A 20,031-nucleotide genomic window follows, 5' to 3' on the forward strand; every position below is an offset into this window, starting at 1 on the left:
GGCGGTCGGGACATCCGACCGCCGTCCTTCCGTTTCCTGGCCCGGCCGGATGAACACCCCGGCGCCCGGCTCGGTACCATGAAGATTCATCCCCTCCCGGTTGTCCCGGACCGTTCGGGCCTCGGCAGGGGTCGGCCCCGGTGCCCCGAGGAGTAGTCCTTGCCCGACGAGGTTGTGCCCACGGCCGAAGCGGCCACCCCCGAAAACCGTCCCACGCCCTCGGGGGCCACCCCGGCACGCCCGGCGCCGACCTCCTCGCGTTCGCTCGGCCCCTCCGGCCGCGGTTCCACCGGCGGCATGCGGGCCCGGCTGGCCCGCCTGGGCGGCCAGCGCTCCAGCGTGCTCAACCCCGTCCTGGAACCGCTGTTCCGCTCGATCCGGGCGAACGACCCCAAGGCCGACCCGGCTCTGCTGCGCGACATCGAGAAGGCGTACGCGGTGGCCGAGAAGTGGCACCGCGGGCAGAAGCGCAAGAGCGGCGACCCGTACATCACCCACCCGCTGGCCGTCGCGACGATCCTGGCCGAGCTCGGCATGGACGCCCCGACGCTGATGGCCGGGCTGCTGCACGACACCGTCGAGGACACCGACTACGGCCTGGAGACCCTGCGCAAGGACTTCGGCGACTCGGTGGCCCTGCTGGTGGACGGCGTCACCAAGCTGGACCGGGTCAAGTTCGGCGAGGCCGCGCAGGCCGAGACCGTCCGCAAGATGGTCGTGGCGATGGCCAAGGACCCGCGGGTCCTGGTGATCAAGCTGGCCGACCGCCTGCACAACATGCGCACGATGCGCTACCTCAAGCGGGAGAAGCAGGAGAAGAAGGCCCGCGAGACGCTGGAGATCTACGCCCCGCTGGCGCACCGGCTGGGCATGAACACCATCAAGTGGGAGCTGGAGGACCTCGCCTTCGCGATCCTCTACCCCAAGATGTACGACGAGATCGTCCGGCTGGTCGCCGAGCGCGCCCCCAAGCGGGACGAGTACCTGGCGACCGTCATCGACCAGGTCCAGGGGGACCTGCGGGGCGCCCGGATCACCGCCTCCGTCACCGGCCGGCCGAAGCACTACTACTCGGTCTACCAGAAGATGATCGTCCGGGGCCGGGACTTCGCCGAGATCTACGACCTGGTGGGCATCCGGGTCCTGGTCGACACCGTCCGCGACTGCTACGCGGCGCTGGGCACCATCCACGCGCGGTGGAACCCGGTGCCGGGGCGGTTCAAGGACTACATCGCGATGCCCAAGTTCAACATGTACCAGTCGCTGCACACCACGGTGATCGGCCCCGGGGGCAAGCCGGTCGAGCTGCAGATCCGCACCTTCGACATGCACCGGCGGGCCGAGTACGGCATCGCCGCGCACTGGAAGTACAAGCAGCGCGCGGTGGCCGGGGCCTCCAAGGTCCGCACCGACACCCCGACCCAGGTCCGCAAGGACGACAAGGCCGGCGCCGTCAACGAGATGGCCTGGCTGCGGCAGCTGCTGGACTGGCAGAAGGAGACCGCCGACCCGGGCGAGTTCCTGGAGTCGCTCCGCTTCGACCTGGCCAGCAACGAGGTCTTCGTCTTCACCCCCAAGGGCGACGTGATAGCCCTGCCGGCCGGGGCGACCCCGGTCGACTTCGCCTTCGCGGTGCACACCGAGGTCGGCTACCGGACGATAGGCGCCCGGGTCAACGGGCGGCTGGTGCCGCTGGAGTCGACCCTGGAGAACGGCGACACCGTCGAGGTGTTCACCTCCAAGGCGGAGAACGCCGGCCCGTCCCGGGACTGGCTGGGCTTCGTCAAGTCGCCGCGCGCCCGCAACAAGATCCGCGCCTGGTTCTCCAAGGAGCGCCGCGAGGAGGCGATCGAGCACGGCAAGGAGGCGATCGTCCGGGCGATGCGCAAGCAGGGCCTGCCGATCCAGCGGATCCTGACCGGCGACTCGCTGGTCACCCTGGCCCACGAGATGCGCTACCCCGACATCTCCTCGCTCTACGCCGCGATCGGCGAGGGCCACGTCGCCGCGCCGAACATCGTGCAGAAGCTGGTCCAGGCGCTCGGCGGCGAGGAGGGCGCGACCGAGGACCTGGCGGAGACCGCCACCCCGACCCACGACAACCGGCGCGCGGTGCGCCGCCGGGCCAAGGGCGACCCGGGCGTGATCGTCAAGGGCGTCGAGGACGTCTGGGTCAAGCTCTCCCGCTGCTGCACCCCGGTGCCGGGCGACCCGATCGTCGGCTTCGTGACCCGCGGCAACGGCGTCTCGGTGCACCGCGCCGACTGCGTCAACGTGGAGGCGCTGAACCAGCAGCCGGAGCGCATGATCGACGTCGAGTGGGCGGCCACCCAGTCCTCGGTCTTCCTGGTGGCCATCCAGGTCGAGGCGCTGGACCGCTCCCGGCTGCTGTCGGACGTCACCCGGGTGCTCTCCGACCAGCACGTCAACATCCTGTCGGCGGCGGTGCAGACCTCCCGGGACCGGGTGGCGATGAGCCGCTTCACCTTCGAGATGGGCGACCCGAAGCACCTGGGCCACGTGCTCAAGGCGGTGCGCGGCGTCGAGGGCGTGTACGACGTCTACCGCGTCACCTCCGCCCGCAAGTAGCGGCGGCCCCCGCCGGCAGCACGGCGGGGGAACGCGGAAGGCCCCCGGGAACGGTCCCGGGGGCCTTCGCCGTCCAGCGTGCCGGGGCGATCAGCCGCTGAACTCCTCCTGGCTCTTGTGCGCCTGGTCCAGCAGGGTCCGCACGCCGTCCAGCTCGGACTCCAGCTTGGCGATCCTGGAGGCGTTGCCGGCCGCGCGGGCCTTGTCCAGGTCGGCCTGGATCTTGTCGGCCTTCGCCTGGAACAGGCCCACCATGCCGGCCGCGCGGGCCTTGGCCTCCGGGTTGGAGCGCGACCACTCGGCCTCCTCGGCCTCGCGGATCGCCCGCTCGACCGCGTTCAGCCGGCCGTCCAGCTTCGGACGGACCTCGCGCGGCACGTGCCCGATCGCCTCCCAGCGCTCGTTGACCTCGCGCAGCGCGGCCTTGGCGGCCTTGAGGTCGGTGATCGGCAGGATCGTCTCGGCCTCGGCGGCCAGCGCCTCCTTGAGCTTCTGGTTCTCCACCTGCTCGGCGTCCCGCTCGCTGAACACCGCGGAGCGGGCCTGGAAGAAGACGTCCTGGGCGCCGCGGAACCGCGCCCACAGCTCGTCCTCGATGTCCCGCTGGGCCCGGCCGGCGGCCTTCCAGCGCGCCATCAGGTCGCGGTAGGCGGCCGCGGTGCTGCCCCAGTCCGTGGACGAGGACAGCGCCTCGGCCTCGGACACCAGCGCCTCCTTGGTCTGCCGGGCCTTCTCGCGCTCGGCGTCCAGGGTGGCGAAGTGCGCCTTGCGGTGCTTGGAGAAGACCGAGCGGGCGTGCGAGAAGCGGTGCCAGAGCTCGTCGTCGCTCTTGCGGTCCAGCCGCGGCAGGCCCTTCCAGGTGTCCACCAGGGCGCGCAGCCGGTCCCCGGCCTCCCGCCACTGGGTCGACTCGGCGAGCTGCTCGGCCTCGGTGACCAGGGCCTCCTTGGCCGCACGGGCCTCGTCCTGGGCCTTGGCGCGGGCGGCCTTGCGCTCCTCGCGCCGGCTCTCGATCTCGCCGGTGAGCGTGTCCAGCCGCTTGGCCAGACCCTCCAGGTCGCCGACCGCGTGCCCCTCGACCACCTGGGCGCGCAGGTGCTCCAGCGCGGCCAAGGCGTCCTTGGCGGCCAGGTCGGTGGTGCGCACCCGCTTCTCCAGCAGGCCGATCTCCACCTCGATGCCCTGGTACTTGCGCTCGAAGTAGGCGAGGGCCTCCTCGGGCGAGCCGGCCTGCCAGGAACCGACGACTCGTTCGCCGTCGGCCGTCCTGACGTAGACCGTGCCCTGCTCGTCCACACGGCCCCACGGGTCGCTGCTCATAGCGCGTCCTCCACATGACGTCGCGCCCGCGCCGGGGCGGCGCGCGTCCGTCGTCCACAGTTGATGTGCGACGGACCGAAAGAGTCCGCCGTCCCCGTCCGCCGTGCCTTGCTGCCGAGGGTGACGGCTAGGCGGGTCCGGGCACCCTATACAACGCCAACATAGGCGACCAGGCCCGGTGCTGTCCGCATCCGGGCCGGGCGATTTCGGTCCGGGGCCGTGCGGGGGCGGCGCGCAGGCCACCCGCCGACGACCCCGGAGTCGGTCAACCCTTCGCCACCGTAACGGAGTTGAAGGTGACGTCGGCCATCGGGTGGCCGTCCGACGAGCCCTCCAGGGTGCCCGCGGCGGCGATCTTCTGCACCACGTCCAGGCCGCCGGTGACCTTGCCGAAGGGGGTGTAGTTCGGGGGCAGCTTGGTGTCCTTGTAGACCAGGAAGAACTGGCTGCCGTTGGTGCCCGGACCGGAGTTGGCCATCGCCACGGTGCCGGCCGGGTAGGTCGCGCCGGTCAGGTTCTCGTCCGCGAACTTGTAGCCGGGGCCGCCGCTGCCGCCCGGGACGGTCGCGCTGGCGGTCGGGTCGCCGCACTGCAGCACGAAGATGCCGTCGGTGGTGAGGCGGTGGCACTTGGTGTGGTCGAAGTACTGCTCACCGGCCAGGAAGGCGAAGGAGTTCACGGTGTGCGGGGCCTTGGCCGCGTCCAGCGCGATCGTCACCTTGCCGCAGTTGCTGTCCAGCGTCATGGCGTACGAGCCGCCCGCGTCGATCGTCATGGCCGGCTCGGCCTGCCACTGCTTGCCGTTGGGCGCGCCCGGCGCCGGGGCGGCGCAGCCCTCGACCGGCTTGCGGGTCGGGGCGGACGGCTCCTCGGTACCGGTCGGCGCGGCCTGGGCGCTGTTCGAGGCCTTCTTGTCGCCCTTGTCGTCCGAGCTGAACGCGCCGGTGGCGATCAGGGTGCCACCGCCGGCCAGGACCACGACGGCGAGCGAGGCGCCCAGGATCGTGTTGCGCCGCCTGCGCGCGGCCTGGGCCTCGACCCGGCGCTCCAACTGGCGCTCGTACTTCTCTCGGGCGAGCTGCCGCCGCCGCTGTTCGCTGCTGACCACCGGCCGTGTCTCCTACGGATGTGCGGGAAAAGTGGATGGATTCCGGAGCGGATCATCGCATCCCTCGGCGGCCAAGTGTAGGGACCGGGCCTGTAAGAACCCGGTGAACCTGCCGGGCCGCGGCGCCCCGCCGCCCGTATCTGGTTCGCAACCGGACCCGCGGCGCCGGTAGGCTGCACCTGAATCACCACTGGTGGCATCACCACTGGCAGCCGCCGCAGCCGACCGCCACACACCCGAAGGACGCGCGTGTTCATCGCCGGATTCCCCGCTGGAGCCTGGGGCACCAACTGCTACCTGGTCGCTCCGGCGGCCGGCGAGGAGTGCGTCATCGTCGATCCCGGCCACCAGGCGGCCCGCGGCGTCGAGGAGATGGTCCGCGAGCACCGGCTGAAGCCCGTCGCCGTGCTGCTCACCCACGGCCACATCGACCACGTGGCCTCGGTGGTCCCGGTCTGCGGCGCCCGCGGCGTCCCGGCCTGGATCCACCCCGAGGACCGGTACATGATGTCCGACCCGGAGAAGGCGCTCGGCCGCTCCCTGGGCACCCAGCTGATGGGCGAGCTCACCGTCGGCGAGCCCGACGACGTGCGCGAGCTCACCGACGGCGGCGTGCTGGAGCTGGCCGGCCTGAAGCTCACCGTGGACCACGCCCCGGGCCATACCGGGGGGTCGGTGACCTTCCGGACGCCCGGTGCCGAGGACCTCCCCCCGGTGCTGTTCTCGGGCGACCTGCTGTTCGCCGGCTCCATCGGGCGTACCGACCTCCCGGGCGGGGACAGCGAGGCGATCATGAACTCGCTGGCCCGGGTGTGCCTGCCCCTCGACGACTCCACCGTGGTCCTCTCCGGCCACGGCGGTCAGACCACCATCGGCCGCGAGCGCGCCACCAACCCCTACCTCCGACAGGCAGCAGGGGCGGCAGGCGCCCCGGCTTTCCCGCGACGAGGAATGTGACGGAAGAGAAGTTGAGCACCTTCACCGCCCCCAAGGGCACCTACGACCTGCTGCCCCCCAGCTCCGCGACCTTCCTGGCGATCCGCGAGCGCATCGCCGCGCCCGCCCGCCGGGCCGGTTACGGCTACGTCGAGACCCCGGTCTTCGAGGACGTGAAGCTGTTCTCCCGCGGTGTCGGCGAGTCCACCGACATCGTCTCCAAGGAGATGTACACCCTCACCACCAAGGGCGGCGACGAGCTCGCGCTGCGCCCCGAGGGCACCGCCTCGGTGCTGCGCGCCGCGCTCCAGGCCAACCTCCACAAGCAGGGCAACCTGCCGGTCAAGCTCTGGTACTCGGGCTCGTACTACCGCTACGAGCGCGCCCAGAAGGGCCGCTACCGCCAGTTCTCCCAGGTCGGCGCCGAGGCGATCGGGGCCGAGGACCCGGCGCTGGACGCCGAGCTGATCATCCTGGCCGACGACGCCTTCCGCTCGCTGGGCCTGAGCGACTACTCGCTGCTGCTCAACAGCCTCGGCGACAAGCAGTGCCGCCCGGTCTACCGTGCCGCGCTGATCGACTTCCTCTCCGGCCTGGACCTGGACGAGGAGACCCGCCGCCGCGCCGAGATCAACCCGCTGCGCGTCCTCGACGACAAGCGCGAGTCGGTGCAGGCCCAGCTGGTCGGCGCCCCGATGCTGCGCGACTACCTGTGCGAGGCCTGCAAGGCGTACGACGAGAAGGTCCGCGAGCTGCTCACCGCGGCGGGCGTGGCCTTCGTGGACGACCCCAAGCTGGTGCGCGGCCTGGACTACTACACCCGCACCACCTTCGAGTTCGTGCACAACGGCCTCGGCGCCCAGTCCGCGATCGGCGGCGGCGGCCGCTACGACGGCCTGTCCGAGATGATCGGCGGCCCGGCGCTGCCGTCCGTCGGCTGGGCGCTCGGCGTGGACCGCACCTACCTCGCGCTGGAGGCCGAGGGCGTCGCCCTCGACCTGCCGGCGGCCACCTCCGTCTACGCCGTCGCGCTCGGCGAGGAGGCCAAGAACACCCTGTTCGCCAAGGTGGTCGAGCTGCGCCGGGCCGGCGTGGCCACCGACCTCGCCTTCGGCGTCAAGAGCATCAAGAACGCCATGAAGTCCGCCGACCGGTCCGGCGCCCGCTTCGCCCTGATCGCCGGGGACCGGGACCTCGCCGAGGGCGTCGTCCAGCTCAAGGACATGAGCACCGGCGAGCAGACCCCCGTCGCCCTCGACGCACTCGTCACCACCCTGAAGGAGAAGCAGCTGTGATCCGCACGCACGACGCGGGCACGCTCCGCCCGGAGCACGCAGGCACCACCGTCACCCTGGCCGGCTGGGTCGCCCGCCGCCGCGACCACGGCGGCGTCGCCTTCATCGACCTGCGCGACGCCTCCGGCACCGTGCAGATCGTGGTCCGCGACCTCGACTCGGTACACGGCCTGCGCGCCGAGTACTGCGTCAAGGTCGTCGGCGACGTCCGGGTCCGCCCCGAGGGCAACGAGAACCCCGACATCCCGACCGGCGCCGTCGAGGTCGTCGTCAGCGCGATCGAGGTGCTCTCCGAGGCCGCCCCGCTGCCCTTCCCGGTCGCCGAGTACGAGCCGGGCACGGTCAACGAGGAGGTCCGGCTGCGCTACCGCTACCTGGACCTGCGCCGCGAGGGCCCGGCCAAGGGCCTGCGCCTGCGCTCCAAGGTCAACAACATCATCCGCCGGGTGATGGAGGAGAACGACTACCTCGACATCGAGACGCCGTACCTCACCCGCTCCACCCCCGAGGGCGCCCGCGACTTCCTCGTCCCGGTCCGCCTCCAGCCCGGCCACTGGTACGCCCTGCCGCAGTCGCCCCAGCTGTTCAAGCAGCTGCTGATGGTGGCCGGCATGGAGCGCTACTACCAGATCGCCCGCTGCTTCCGCGACGAGGACTTCCGCGCCGACCGGCAGCCGGAGTTCACCCAGCTGGACATCGAGGCCTCGTTCGTCGACCAGGAGGACGTCCTGGCCCTCGGCGAGAAGATCGTCGGCTCCATCTGGCGCGAGGTGCACGGGTACGAGATCCCGAACCCGCTGCCCCGGATGACCTACGCGGACGCCATGGGCCGCTACGGCTCGGACAAGCCGGACGTCCGCTTCGGCCAGGAACTCACCGACCTGACCGAGTACTTCAAGGGCACCGAGTTCCGCGTCTTCCAGGCCCCGTACGTCGGCGCCGTGGTCATGCCCGGCGGCGCCTCGCAGCCGCGCAAGCAGCTGGACGCCTGGCAGGACTGGGCCAAGGCGCGCGGCGCCAAGGGCCTGGCCTACGTGCTCATCGACGCCGAGACCGGCGAGCTGCGCGGCCCGGTCGCCAAGAACCTCTCCGCGGAGCACCTGGCCGGCCTCGCCGCCGCCGCGGGCGCCAAGAACGGCGACGCGGTCTTCTTCGCGGCCGGCAAGGAGCGCGCCTCCCAGGAGCTGCTCGGCGCCGCCCGCCTGGAGATCGGCCGCCGCTGCGAGCTGATCGACGAGTCCCAGTGGGCCTTCCTCTGGGTCGTCGACTTCCCGATGTTCGAGCCGATCGAGGACGACAAGGGCCAGTTCCAGGGCTGGCACGCGGTGCACCACCCGTTCACCGCCCCGACCGCGGAGTCGCTGGCCACCTTCGACACCGACCCGGGCTCGGCGCTCTCCAACGCCTACGACCTGGTCCTCAACGGCTCGGAGCTGGGCGGCGGTTCGATCCGTATCCACCAGCGCGACGTGCAGAAGCGGGCTTTCGACGCGATCGGCCTCTCCGAGGAGGAGGCGGCCTCGCAGTTCGGCTTCCTGCTGGACGCGTTCAACTACGGCCCGCCGCCGCACGGCGGTGTCGCCTTCGGCCTGGACCGCATCGTCACCCTGCTGGGCGGGTACGACACCATCCGGGACGTCATCGCCTTCCCGAAGACGTCCACCGGCGGCGACCCGCTGACCGGCGCCCCGACCCCGATCACCCCGGCGCAGCGCCGCGAGGCCGGCGTGGACGCCAAGCCGAAGGTCCGCGAGGACGCCAAGGGCGAGGCCCAGCCCCAGTCCTGACACCGCGTCATCCGCTAACCTGCAACGGCCCCGGACGGCTCACCCGCCGTCCGGGGCCGGTCCACAACGGTGTGTGACACAGGGAGGGTTGACTCTTGCAGGTGACCACAAGAATCGAATGTCCGGAGGACGCCCCGGCGACCAGACGCGTCCACATGGCCGCGTTCCCCGGCCCGGACGAGGCGGACCTGGTGGACGCGCTGCGCCGCGATCCCGCCTGGCTGCCCGGGCTGTCCGTGGTGGCGGTCGACGGGACCGGGCTGGTGATCGGCCACGCGCTGCTCACCCGGCTGCTCGTCGGCGACGGCAAGGCGCTGGCGCTCGGGCCGGTCGCGGTGGCGCCCGAGTGGCAGCGCCGGGGCGTCGGCGAGCTGGTCGTCCGGGCCGCGCTGGCGGCGGCCGAGGACGCGGGCGAGAAGCTCGTGGTCGTCCTCGGCGACCCGGAGTACTACGCGCGGTTCGGCTTCGCGCCGGCCGGGCGGCACGAGGTCACCGGCCCGTTCGAGGTGCCGGAGGCGTACTTCCAGGTGCTGCCGCTGCCGTCGTACGACGGCACCCCGCGCGGGCTCTGCCGCTACCCCGAGCCCTTCGTCGCCGTCTAGCCTCTCCCAGGCACCTCTCCCCAGGGCCGGTCCACGAGACCGGCCCCGGTCGCCAAGGCCCCCCGCCGACCTGCGGAACCGGCCGTGGGCGCCTACGGTGAGTGCTGATCAGCATTCAGCCGGACGGAGGAACCGAGGGTGGCCGAGCAGCAGCGGACCGGGAAACCGGAGCGACTGGCCAGGAAGCCGTACGAGCGGGAGCTGCTGCGCCTCCAGGAGGAGCTGGTGAAGCTCCAGGAGTGGGTGCGCGTCGAGGGCGCCCGGCTGGTGGTGGTCTTCGAGGGGCGCGACGCCGCGGGCAAGGGCGGGGCGATCAAGCGGGTGACGGAGTACCTCAACCCCCGCATCGCCCGGGTCGCGGCGCTGCCCACACCGACCGAGCGGCAGAAGACCCAGTGGTACTTCCAGCGGTACGTCGAGCACCTGCCGGCCGCCGGGGAGATCGTCCTGTTCGACCGCAGCTGGTACAACCGCGCGGGCGTCGAGCGGGTGATGGGCTTCTGCACCGACGAGGAGTACTGGCAGTTCCTGCACCAGTGCCCGACCTTCGAGCGGATGCTCACCGAGTCGGGCGTCCTGCTGCGCAAGTACTGGTTCTCGGTGAGCGACACCGAGCAGCAGCGGCGCTTCCGGGACCGGCTGGAGGACCCGATGAAGCGCTGGAAGCTCTCCCCGATGGACGTCGAGTCGATCACCCGCTGGGAGGACTACTCGCGGGCCAAGGACGAGATGTTCATCCACACCGACACCCCGGACTCGCCCTGGCACGTGGTGGAGAGCGACGACAAGCGCCGGGCCCGGATCAACATGATCGCCCACCTGCTGTCCACCGTGCCGTACCACGAGATCAGGGAGCCGCGGGTGCAGCTGCCGCCCCGCCCCGCCTCGCGCGGCTACGAGCGGCCGCCGCGGGACCTCCAGAAGTACGTCCCGGACCACGCCGCCGGGCTGGAGTAGGACGGGCCCCGCGGAGCTCTTGGCGGGCTGTCCGAGCCCTCGCATAGGCTTCCGGTGTGGACGAACCGGACCTCTTCACCGCCGCCGCCGAGGAACGCCAGACCAGGGAGCCCGGCCGGGCGCCCCTGGCCGTACGGATGCGTCCGCGCACCCTGGACGAGGTGGCCGGGCAGCGGCAGCTGCTGAAGCCCGGCTCGCCGCTGCGCCGCCTGGTCGGGAGCTCGCGCGGCCCGGCGGCGACCAGCTCGGTGATCCTCTGGGGCCCTCCCGGCACCGGCAAGACCACCCTGGCGCACGTGATCAGCCAGGCGGTCGAGGGCCGCTTCGTGGAGCTGTCCGCGATCACCGCCGGGGTCAAGGAGGTCCGGGCGGTGATCGACGGCGCCCGGCGGGCGGTCGGGATGTCCGGCCGGGAGACGGTGCTCTTCCTGGACGAGATCCACCGCTTCTCCAAGGCCCAGCAGGACTCGCTGCTGCCCGCCGTGGAGAACCGCTGGGTCACCCTGATCGCGGCGACGACCGAGAACCCGTACTTCTCGGTGATCTCCCCGCTGCTGTCCCGCTCGCTGCTGCTCACCCTGGAGTCGCTGACCGACGAGGACATCCGGGCGCTGCTGCGCCGCGCGGTGGCCGACGAGCGCGGGCTGGAGGGGGCACTGGAGCTGACCGCGGAGGCCGAGGACCACCTGGTGCGCCTGGCCGGCGGGGACGCCCGGCGGGCGCTCACCACGCTGGAGGCGGCGGCCGGGGCGGCGCTGGAGAAGGGCGAGCCGAGCATCACGCTGGCCACCACCGAGACGGCGGTCAACCAGGCGGCGGTGCGCTACGACAAGGACGGCGACCAGCACTACGACGTGGCGAGCGCGCTGATCAAGTCGATCCGCGGCAGCGACGTGGACGCCACCCTGCACTACCTGGCCCGGATGATCGAGGCGGGGGAGGACCCGCGGTTCATCGCCCGCCGGCTGATGATCTCGGCCAGCGAGGACGTCGGCCTGGCCGACCCGACGGCCCTGCAGACGGCGGTGGCGGCGGCCCAGGCGGTGGCCCTGATCGGCTTCCCGGAGGCCCGGATCATCCTCTCCCAGGCGGCCATCGCGCTGGCCCTGGCGCCCAAGTCCAACGCCGCCTACCTGGCGATCGACGCGGCGCTGGCGGACGTCCGGCAGGGCCTGGCGGGCGCCGTCCCGTCCCACCTCCGGGACGCGCACTACGGCGGCGCGGGCAAGCTCGGCCACGGCAAGGGCTACCGCTACCCGCACGACCTGCCGGAGGGCATCGCCGCCCAGCAGTACGCGCCGGACGCGGTGCACGGCCGGGAGTACTACCAGCCGACCAGGCGCGGCGGCGAGGCGCGGTACGCGGAGGTCGTGGAGTGGACGCGCGGGCGGCTGCGCGGGGAGCGCAGGGTGGAGAAGAAGGCCGAGCAGAAGCCCGAGCAGAAGCCGCGGAAGGCGGCGGCGGGGGCCGAGGAGCAGCCCGGGGAAAAGGGCGAGTGATCCACCGGTATACTCGATCGGAGTGCCATGTCCCGGGACGGCGGCGGGGGAGACCCCACCGACCGGCCGCACCAGCGGGACACCGGCCGTAGGCCCCCGCGAGGGGCCCGCACCAGGAGCGTCGCGCACCGTTTCGGTGTCGCGGACGGGCCCGGATTCCGGGCCGGTCCGTGTGACCAGCACTTCCGTGCCCGGCTCCGGAGAGCGGCTGACCGCATCGCCTCGGCGATGGGTTGTCTCCGGGTCGCGAGATGCGACCTCCGTCAACACCTGGTGAAGCCGTATTCGTAAGCAAGGAAGGTTTGGTTCATGGCGAACCAGAAGCGTCCCAAGGTCAAGATCGCGCGTGCGCTCGGCGTGCCGCTGACCCCGAAGTCCGTCAAGTACTTCGAGGCCCGCCCGTACCCGCCCGGCCAGCACGGCCGTGGCCGCAAGCAGAACTCGGACTACAAGGTCCGTCTGCTCGAGAAGCAGCGTCTGCGCGCCCAGTACGACCTGAGCGAGAAGCAGATGGCGCGCGCGTTCGACCGCGCGAAGAAGGCCGAGGGCAAGACCGGTGAGGCGCTCGTCGCCGACCTGGAGACCCGTCTGGACTCCCTGGTCCTGCGTTCGGGCATCGCCCGCACCATCTACCAGGCCCGCCAGATGGTCGTCCACGGCCACATCGAGGTCAACGGCGGCAAGGTCAACAAGCCGTCGTTCCAGATGAAGCCGGGCTTCGTGGTCACCGTCCGCGAGCGCTCCAAGGAGAAGGTCCCCTTCCAGGTCGCCCGTGAGGGTGGCTACGCGGGTGAGGGCCAGACCCCGAAGTACCTCGAGGTCAACCTGAAGGCCCTGGCCTTCCGCCTGGACCGTGCGCCGCAGCGCAAGGAGGTCCCGGTGATCTGTGACGAGCAGCTGGTCGTCGAGTACTACTCGCGCTGACCCGGTTCCGCTCTTCGCGACACCACGAGCGAGCCCCCGCCGCCTTTCGAGGCGACGGGGGCTCGCCCCTTTTCCGCTGTTCCCGCTGTTCCTCCCGCTGCCGTCAGATGCTCTCGCCGGCCATCGCGGCGGCCAGCCGCAGGTGCGGGCGGGCCTCCTCGGCGCGGCCCTGGCGCTCCAGGGTGCGGCCGAGCATCAGCCGGGCGTAGTCCTCGGCCGGGTCGGCCTCCAGGATCCGCAGCAGCTCGGCCTCGGCGCGCCGCAGCTGGGCCGAGTGGAAGTAGCTGCGGGCCAGCAGCATCCGGACCGAGAGGTTGGTCGGCTCCTCGGCCAGGACGCCTTCGAGCATGCGGGCCGCGTCGGTGTACGCCTTGGAATCGAAGTAGAACTTCGCCATGCGGTACTCGTTGGCGGCGTTGTGGACGGCCATGGTGCTCCTTCCGAGCAGTTCCTTGCCTCCTCAAGCAATCGGCAAGTTTCAACTATTCCGCACCGCCGAGGGCGCCGGCGCGGGCGGCACCGCGCGGGGATCCGGCACCGGCTCCGCGCCCTCCGCCGCGCCCCCGCCGCCGAGCGCCCGGGCGACCGCCGCGTCCAGGTCCAGCAGGGTGCCGGCCTCGTAGCACTCCTCGTACTCCTGGGCGCTCAGCCCGGCCAGGGCCCGCTCCGCGCACTCCTGGTGCGGGCCGAAGAAGTTCCGCGAGCCCAGGAACGGGTTGCCGACCGCGCGCCAGATCCGGTGCGCGGCCCCCTGGAGCACCCGCGCCTCGCGCAGGTCGCCCGGCTCGCCCGGGCGGCTCGGCTCGGTCTCCAGCAGCGCCAGCAGGTCGATGCCCAGCACGATGCCGAGCAGGTCGCGGAAGAGGTGGTTCAGCCGCACGCACTCCCGGGCCAGCATCCGGGCGGGCTGGACGGCGCCGTCCAGCCAGTGCGAGTACGCCATCGCGTAGAGCACGTACCCGTAGGCCCACTGCTCGCCGTGCTCCTCGCACAGCTCGCGGGCCTGGCCGAACCAGAGCTCGCCGCTGTCCAGGTCGCCCTGGAACAGGTAGGCCAGGCCCAGCTCCAGCATGGCCATCACCACGTTGCTGTTGAGCTCGCCGATGGTCCGGTAGTGCCAGAGCGCCTCCTCGAACAGCTCGGCGGCCCGGTCGGGGTCGTCGCCGACCAGGGCGACGCAGCCCTGACGGTGGACGGCGTGGGCCAGGGCCCGGTCGTCGCCGGTGTTCAGGGCCTGGCGGCGGCACTCCTCCAGCGCCGGGCGGGCGAAGCCGAGGTCGCCCTGGAGGGTGGCCGTGTAGCCGGTCACCCAGAGCGCCTTGGCCCGGGCCTCGGTGGGCTCGCGGTCCAGGGCGAGCGCCCGGTCCAGCCAGTGCCGGCCCTCGCCGAGGTGGCCGCAGCCGATCCAGTAGAACCAGAGGGTGCCGGCCAGCAGCAGGGCGATCTGCTCCTCGCCGGGCTCGGCGAGGCAGAACTCCAGCGCCGCGCGGAGGTTGCCGTGGGCCAGCTGGGTGCGCTCGGCGGTCTCCGCCTGCCGGGGGCCGAACCACTCGACCTCGCCCCAGGTGGCGACGCCCAGGTACCAGTCCCGGTGGCGGCGCAGCAGCCGCGGCTCCTCGCCGGCGGCCCGCAGCCACTGGCCGCCGTACTCGCGCAGGGTGTCCAGCAGCCGGAAGCGCACGCCGAAGGCGCTGTCCTCGCGCAGCACCACGGACTTGGCGACCAGCTCGTCGAGCAGGTCGAGCACCTCTTCGGCCTCGATGCCCTCGCCGGCGCAGACGTACTCGGCGGCCTCCAGGTCGAAACCGCCGGCGAAGACCGACAGGCGGGCCCAGAGTAAACGTTCCTGCACGGTGCAGAGCTCATGGCTCCAACCGATCGTCGTGCGCAGCGCCCGGTGCCGGGGCAGGGCCGTCCGGGAGCCGCCGGTGAGCAGCCGGAAGCGGTCGTCCAGCCGGGCGGTGACCTGCTCCACCGACAGCGCGCGGAGCCGGCCGGCGGCCAGCTCCACGGCCAGCGGGATGCCGTCCAGCCGGCGGCAGAGCAGCGCGACCGCCTCCGCGTTGTCCTCCGTCACCTCGAAGGACGGCAGCACCGCCCGGGCCCGGTCGGCGAACAGCCGCACCGCGTCCGGCAGCGCGCCCGACCGCGCCGGGCCGGCGGGCGCCGGGCCGACCGGCAGCGGCGCGAGCGTCAGCAGGTGCTCGCCCGAGGCCCGCAGCGCGGTGCGGCTGGTGGTCAGCAGCCGCAGCTCGGGCAGCGCCCGCAGCAGCGCGTCGGCCAGCTCGGCGCAGGCCTCCACCAGGTGCTCGCAGCCGTCCAGCACCAGCAGCAGGCGCCGGCCGTCCAGCCGGTCGGTCAGGACGTCCAGCGGCGGACGGGCGCTGCCGTCGGTGAGCCGCAGCGCCTCCAGGACGGCGTGGCCGAGCAGCAGCCGGTCCTGCACGGGGGCCACGTCCACCAGCCAGGTGCCGTCCGGGAACGCGTCGGCCGCCCGGGCCGCCGCGCGCAGCGCCAGCCGGCTCTTGCCCACGCCGCCGGGCCCGGTGACCGTCACCAGCCGGGCCGTGGCCAGCAGGCCGGCCAGCTCGGCCAGCTCGCCCCGCCGCCCGACGAAGCCGGTCAGCTCGGCCGGCAGCCGGCCGGGCTCCGGCTCGGGCGGCCCCGCCTCGGGCTCCCCGGGCTCCGCTCTCCAGTCCCCGGCCAAGGGCTGCTCCCCGTGCTCCAGGCCGGACCGTCGCGGTCCGGACGCGCGTCGGGCCGTACGGGCGACGGCCTGCCAGGCAGAACGAGGTGACCGGCCGGTAGGTTACGCGCGCCGATCGCACACCCGACCGGATCGCCGGGGAGAGAACCCGGTCCGGAAACCGGGCGTCGGCGCGATAGGGTTCCCTCTGAAGAGCTGCAAGGCGAGGGAGCGCGCAAAGGTGTCCGTGGGAGAGCTGGCCGGATTGCTCGTCGCCGTCTTCTGGGCGGTCCTGGTCACCCTGCTCGCCGTGGTGCTGGTCCGCCTCTCCCGGGTCCTCAAGGAGGCCGCCGTCCTGGTCTCCGCCGTCACCGAGCAGGCCGTCCCGCTGCTGACCGACGCGGGCGCCGCGGTGCGCAGCGCCAACGAGCAGCTGGAGCGGGTGGACGAGATCACCGCCAACGTGCAGGACGCCGCCGCCAACGCCAACGCGCTCTCCTCCACCGTGGCCGCCACCCTGGGCGGACCGCTGGTGAAGGTCGCGGCGTTCAGCTACGGCGTGCGCAAGGCCGTCGCCCGGCAGCAGGGCGGCGTGCCGCCGGTGCCCTCGCAGGCCGGCGAGCGCGAGGAGCTGGCCCGGCTGATCCGGGCCGAGGTCCGCGCCGCGACGGCGCCCAGGAGCGGACTGTTCTCCCGGGTCCGGCGCGCGGTGAGGGGCTGACGGCATGGTGCGACGCATCTTCTGGATGGCGGTCGGCGCCGGCGCCACCGTCTGGGCCATGAACAAGGCCAACGAGGCCGTGCACCGGCTGACCCCGGACAGCCTCTCCGGCACCGCCGCCCGCGGTGCGCTGCACCTGGGCGACCTGGCCAAGCAGTTCGCCCAGGACGTGAAGGCCGGCATGGCCGAGCGCGAGGAGCAGCTGAAGGACGACCTCGGGCTGCACGGCACCGCCGTGGTGGAGCCCCGCGGCGACCGCCGGGTCCTGCGCGGCGAGCCGCAGTACCGAGCTATCTCGGCGGCGCCCGGTAGCCCGGCCGCCGCCCTGCCTCCGTCCCGCAGCGCCCGTACCACCCCCCAGACCACTGAAGAAACGCCCCGCCGCGCCCTGCCGCCGCGGGGCGGCACCCCGAACCGGAAGGACCACTAATGGAGTCGGCTGAGATCCGCCGCCGCTGGCTGCGCTTCTTCGAGGAGCGCGGCCACACCGTCGTTCCGTCGGCGTCCCTGGTCGCCGACGACCCCACCCTGCTGCTCGTCAACGCCGGCATGGTGCCGTTCAAGCCCTACTTCCTGGGCGAGGTCAAGCCGCAGTTCTCGCGCGCCACCAGCGTCCAGAAGTGCGTGCGCACCCTGGACATCGAGGAGGTCGGGAAGACCACCCGGCACGGCTCCTTCTTCCAGATGTGCGGCAACTTCTCCTTCGGCGACTACTTCAAGGAAGGAGCCATCAAGTTCGCCTGGGAGCTGCTCACCACTCCCGTCGCGGACGGTGGCTACGGCCTGGAGAAGGAGAAGCTCTGGATCACCGTCTACAAGGACGACGACGAGGCCGAGCAGATCTGGCGTGACGTCATCGGCGTGCCCTCGGAGCGCATCCAGCGCCTGGGCATGAAGGACAACTTCTGGTCGATGGGCGTCCCCGGCCCGTGCGGCCCGTGCTCGGAGATCAACTACGACCGCGGCCCCGCGTACGGCGAGGAGGGCGGCCCGGCCGTCAACGGCGAGCGCTACCTGGAGATCTGGAACCTGGTCTTCATGCAGTACGAGCGCGGCCACGGCGACGGCAAGGACGGTTTCGAGATCCTCGGCGACCTGCCGAGCCGGAACATCGACACCGGCCTCGGCCTGGAGCGCCTCGCCGCCATCCTGCAGGGCGTCGACAACCTCTTCGAGATCGACACCAGCCGGATGATCCTCGACCGCGCCGCCGAGCTCACCGGCCACACCTACGGCGCCGACCACAAGGCGGACGTCTCGCTGCGCGTGGTCACCGACCACATCCGCACCGCGCTGATGCTGATCGGCGACGGCGTCACCCCCGGCAACGAGGGCCGCGGCTACGTGCTGCGCCGCATCCTGCGCCGCGCCATCCGCAACATGCGCCTGCTGGGCGCCACCGGCGTGGTGGCCAAGGACCTCACCGACATCGCCATCAAGGCGATGGCCCCGCAGTACCCGGAGCTGGAGAGCGACCGCAAGCGCATCGAGACGGTCGTCGTCGGCGAGGAGGCGGCCTTCCTCCAGACCCTGAAGGCCGGCACCAACCTGCTGGACGCCGCGGTCACCGAGACCAAGCAGTCCGGCGGCGCGGTGCTCTCCGGCGACCAGGCGTTCAAGCTGCACGACACCTACGGCTTCCCGATCGACCTCACCCTGGAGATGGCCGAGGAGCAGGGCCTCCAGGTGGACGAGGCCGGCTTCCGCCGCCTGATGCAGGAGCAGCGGGACCGCGCCAAGGCCGACGCCAAGGCCAAGAAGATGGGCCACGCCGACGTCGCCGCGTACCGCGAGGTCGCCGACACGTCCGGTGCCAGCGTCTTCACCGGCTACTCGCTCACCGAGGGCGAGGCCACCGTGGTCGGCCTGCTGGTGGACGGCGTCCCGGCGCCGGCCGCCTCCGAGGGCGACGAGGTCGAGATCATCCTCGACCGCACCCCGTTCTACGCCGAGGGCGGTGGCCAGCTCGCCGACCAGGGCCGGATCCGGCTGGAGTCCGGCGCGGTGGTGGAGATCCGCGACGTGCAGCAGCCCGTCCCGGGCGTCATCGTGCACTCCGGCGGGGTGCTGTTCGGCGAGGTCGTGCTGGGCGCCTCGGCGTACGCCACGATCGACACCGAGCGCCGCCGGGCGATCGCCCGCGCCCACTCGGCCACCCACCTGACCCACCAGGCGCTGCGCGACGCGCTCGGCCCGACGGCCGCCCAGGCCGGCTCCGAGAACGCCCCCGGCCGCTTCCGCTTCGACTTTGGCTCGCCCGCCGCCGTTCCCGGCAGCGTGCTGGTCGACGTCGAGCAGAAGATCAACGACGTGCTGACCCGCGAGCTGGAGGTCACCGCCGAGGTCATGACGATGGACCAGGCCCGCAAGGCCGGCGCCATCGCGATGTTCGGCGAGAAGTACGGCGACGAGGTCCGGGTCGTCACCATCGGCGACTTCTCCAAGGAGCTGTGCGGCGGCACCCACGTCGGCAACACCGCCCAGCTGGGCCTGGTGAAGCTGCTCGGCGAGTCCTCGATCGGCTCCGGCGTGCGCCGCGTCGAGGCGCTGGTCGGCAGCGACGCCTACCGGTTCCTGGCCCGTGAGCACACCGTGGTCGCCCAGCTCACCGAGCTGGTCAAGGGCCGTCCGGAGGAGCTGCCGGAGAAGATCTCGGGCATGCTCGCCAAGCTCAAGGACGCCGAGAAGGAGATCGAGCGCTTCCGCGCCGAGAAGGTGCTGGCCGCCGCGGCGGGCCTGGCCGACTCGGCCGAGGACGTGCACGGCATCGCCGTGGTCGCCGCGCAGGTCGCCGACGGCGTGGGCGCGGACGAGCTGCGCAAGCTGGTCCTGGACGTGCGCGGCCGCCTCGGCTCGCGCCCGGCCGTGGTCGCCGCCTTCACCGTGGCGAACGACCGCCCGCTGACCGTGATCGCCACCAACGAGGACGCCCGCGGCCGCGGCATCAAGGCCGGCGAGCTGGTCCGGACCGCCGCCAAGACCCTCGGCGGCGGCGGTGGCGGCAAGGACGACGTCGCCCAGGGCGGCGGCTCCAACCCGGCCGCGGTCGGCGAGGCCATCGCCGCGGTGCTCGGCCTGGTCGCGGAGCGCGCCAGCTGATGGAGCTCGAGGAGAGGCCCTTCCGACGGGGTCGGCGGATCGCCGTCGACGTCGGGGACGCCCGGATCGGGGTCGCGTCCTGCGACCCCGACGGGGTGCTCGCCACGCCCGTGGAGACCGTCCCGGCCGGGGTGAAGTCGCAGGCCAGGATCGCCGCCATCGTCGAGGAGTACGACGCGATGGAGGTGATCGTCGGGCTGCCGCGTTCGCTCAGCGGCAAGGAGGGCCCGGCGGCGGAGAAGGTCCGGGCGTACGCGACCCGGCTGGCGAACCGGCTCTACCCGGTGCCGGTGCGGCTGGTGGACGAGCGGATGTCGACCGTCACCGCGACCCACGGGCTGCGCGCCTCGGGGGTCAAGGCGAAGAAGGGCCGCTCGGTGGTCGACCAGGCCGCCGCGGTGGTGATCCTGCAGACCGCCCTTGAGTCCGAACGGGTGAGCGGACGCCCGCCCGGTGAGAGCGTCGAGGCGGTCGGCTGACCGGTCTGATCTAACGTCCCGTTGAGGGG

General features: G+C 72.5%; 16 protein-coding genes. 12 read left to right on the forward strand and 4 right to left on the reverse strand.

Annotated features, from left to right (window positions below; genetic code table 11):
• Positions 1-159: 159 nt before the first annotated feature.
• The gene (locus ACFU7Z_RS15610; protein WP_181970527.1) at positions 160-2,589 is read left to right on the forward strand and encodes a bifunctional (p)ppGpp synthetase/guanosine-3',5'-bis(diphosphate) 3'-pyrophosphohydrolase; all 2,430 of its coding nucleotides are present in this window, start codon (positions 160-162) and stop codon (positions 2,587-2,589) included.
• Between the two features lie 90 nt (positions 2,590-2,679).
• Here the strand turns inward: ACFU7Z_RS15610 and ACFU7Z_RS15615 are convergent, their stop codons facing one another.
• Both ACFU7Z_RS15615 and ACFU7Z_RS15620 read right to left on the reverse strand, forming a co-directional pair.
• Positions 2,680-3,909, reverse strand: a complete 1,230-nt coding sequence (locus ACFU7Z_RS15615) for a DUF349 domain-containing protein (RefSeq protein WP_049651821.1) — start codon at positions 3,907-3,909, stop codon at positions 2,680-2,682.
• A gap of 265 nt (positions 3,910-4,174) precedes the next feature.
• Positions 4,175-5,017 carry a peptidylprolyl isomerase gene (locus ACFU7Z_RS15620; protein ID WP_049651820.1) on the reverse strand — a complete coding sequence of 281 codons (843 nt, stop codon included), beginning with the start codon at positions 5,015-5,017 and terminating at the stop codon, positions 4,175-4,177.
• Between the two features lie 249 nt (positions 5,018-5,266).
• Between ACFU7Z_RS15620 and ACFU7Z_RS15625 the strand changes: the two genes are divergently transcribed.
• From ACFU7Z_RS15625 to rpsD, 7 genes are all read left to right on the forward strand, one after another.
• The gene (locus tag ACFU7Z_RS15625; RefSeq protein WP_049651819.1) at positions 5,267-5,974 is read left to right on the forward strand and encodes an MBL fold metallo-hydrolase; all 708 of its coding nucleotides are present in this window, start codon (positions 5,267-5,269) and stop codon (positions 5,972-5,974) included.
• 11 nt (positions 5,975-5,985) lie between these two features.
• Positions 5,986-7,248, forward strand: a complete 1,263-nt coding sequence (gene hisS / locus ACFU7Z_RS15630) for a histidine--tRNA ligase (RefSeq protein ID WP_049651818.1) — start codon at positions 5,986-5,988, stop codon at positions 7,246-7,248.
• On the forward strand, positions 7,245-9,035 hold the full coding sequence (gene aspS / locus ACFU7Z_RS15635) for an aspartate--tRNA ligase (RefSeq protein ID WP_049651817.1): 1,791 nt from the start codon (positions 7,245-7,247) through the stop codon (positions 9,033-9,035). The genes hisS and aspS overlap by 4 nt, the downstream gene beginning before the upstream one ends.
• Before the next feature lie 101 nt (positions 9,036-9,136).
• Positions 9,137-9,637 carry a GNAT family N-acetyltransferase gene (locus ACFU7Z_RS15640; protein ID WP_241852868.1) on the forward strand — a complete coding sequence of 167 codons (501 nt, stop codon included), beginning with the start codon at positions 9,137-9,139 and terminating at the stop codon, positions 9,635-9,637.
• Between the two features lie 138 nt (positions 9,638-9,775).
• A complete protein-coding gene (gene ppk2 / locus ACFU7Z_RS15645) occupies positions 9,776-10,594 on the forward strand; it encodes a polyphosphate kinase 2 (RefSeq protein WP_049651815.1) in 819 nt (272 codons plus the stop codon).
• A 56-nt stretch (positions 10,595-10,650) separates the two neighbouring features.
• Positions 10,651-12,093 carry a replication-associated recombination protein A gene (locus ACFU7Z_RS15650; protein ID WP_234348384.1) on the forward strand — a complete coding sequence of 481 codons (1,443 nt, stop codon included), beginning with the start codon at positions 10,651-10,653 and terminating at the stop codon, positions 12,091-12,093.
• 309 nt (positions 12,094-12,402) lie between these two features.
• Complete coding sequence (gene rpsD / locus ACFU7Z_RS15655) at positions 12,403-13,017, forward strand: 30S ribosomal protein S4 (protein ID WP_030240707.1); 615 nt, start codon at positions 12,403-12,405, stop codon at positions 13,015-13,017.
• A 103-nt stretch (positions 13,018-13,120) separates the two neighbouring features.
• Here rpsD and ACFU7Z_RS15660 read toward each other — a convergent pair whose 3' ends face one another.
• Both ACFU7Z_RS15660 and ACFU7Z_RS15665 read right to left on the reverse strand, forming a co-directional pair.
• Positions 13,121-13,447: a tetratricopeptide repeat protein gene (locus ACFU7Z_RS15660; RefSeq protein WP_049651814.1), complete on the reverse strand. Its 327-nt coding sequence runs from the start codon at positions 13,445-13,447 to the stop codon at positions 13,121-13,123.
• A gap of 48 nt (positions 13,448-13,495) precedes the next feature.
• On the reverse strand, positions 13,496-15,724 hold the full coding sequence (locus ACFU7Z_RS15665) for an ATP-binding protein (RefSeq protein WP_380777841.1): 2,229 nt from the start codon (positions 15,722-15,724) through the stop codon (positions 13,496-13,498).
• Between the two features lie 220 nt (positions 15,725-15,944).
• Between ACFU7Z_RS15665 and ACFU7Z_RS15670 the strand changes: the two genes are divergently transcribed.
• Genes ACFU7Z_RS15670 through ruvX form a run of 4 tightly spaced genes read left to right on the forward strand, consistent with a single transcriptional unit; the run spans position 15,945 to position 20,002 of the window.
• Entirely contained in the window at positions 15,945-16,424 is a 480-nt protein-coding gene (locus tag ACFU7Z_RS15670; protein ID WP_049653994.1) for a DUF948 domain-containing protein, read from the forward strand.
• A 4-nt stretch (positions 16,425-16,428) separates the two neighbouring features.
• Positions 16,429-16,854 carry a DUF6167 family protein gene (locus ACFU7Z_RS15675; RefSeq protein ID WP_053112171.1) on the forward strand — a complete coding sequence of 142 codons (426 nt, stop codon included), beginning with the start codon at positions 16,429-16,431 and terminating at the stop codon, positions 16,852-16,854.
• Positions 16,854-19,523 carry an alanine--tRNA ligase gene (gene alaS, locus ACFU7Z_RS15680; RefSeq protein WP_049653992.1) on the forward strand — a complete coding sequence of 890 codons (2,670 nt, stop codon included), beginning with the start codon at positions 16,854-16,856 and terminating at the stop codon, positions 19,521-19,523. The genes ACFU7Z_RS15675 and alaS overlap by 1 nt, the downstream gene beginning before the upstream one ends.
• Positions 19,523-20,002, forward strand: coding sequence for a Holliday junction resolvase RuvX (gene ruvX / locus ACFU7Z_RS15685; protein WP_049653990.1), 480 nt, complete (start codon positions 19,523-19,525; stop codon positions 20,000-20,002). Before alaS ends, ruvX begins: the two co-directional genes overlap by 1 nt.
• The last annotated feature ends 29 nt before the right edge of the window (positions 20,003-20,031 follow it).

It is taken from the genome of Kitasatospora sp. NPDC057518 (genome assembly GCF_042802075.1).
Taxonomy (GTDB): domain Bacteria; phylum Actinomycetota; class Actinomycetes; order Streptomycetales; family Streptomycetaceae; genus Kitasatospora.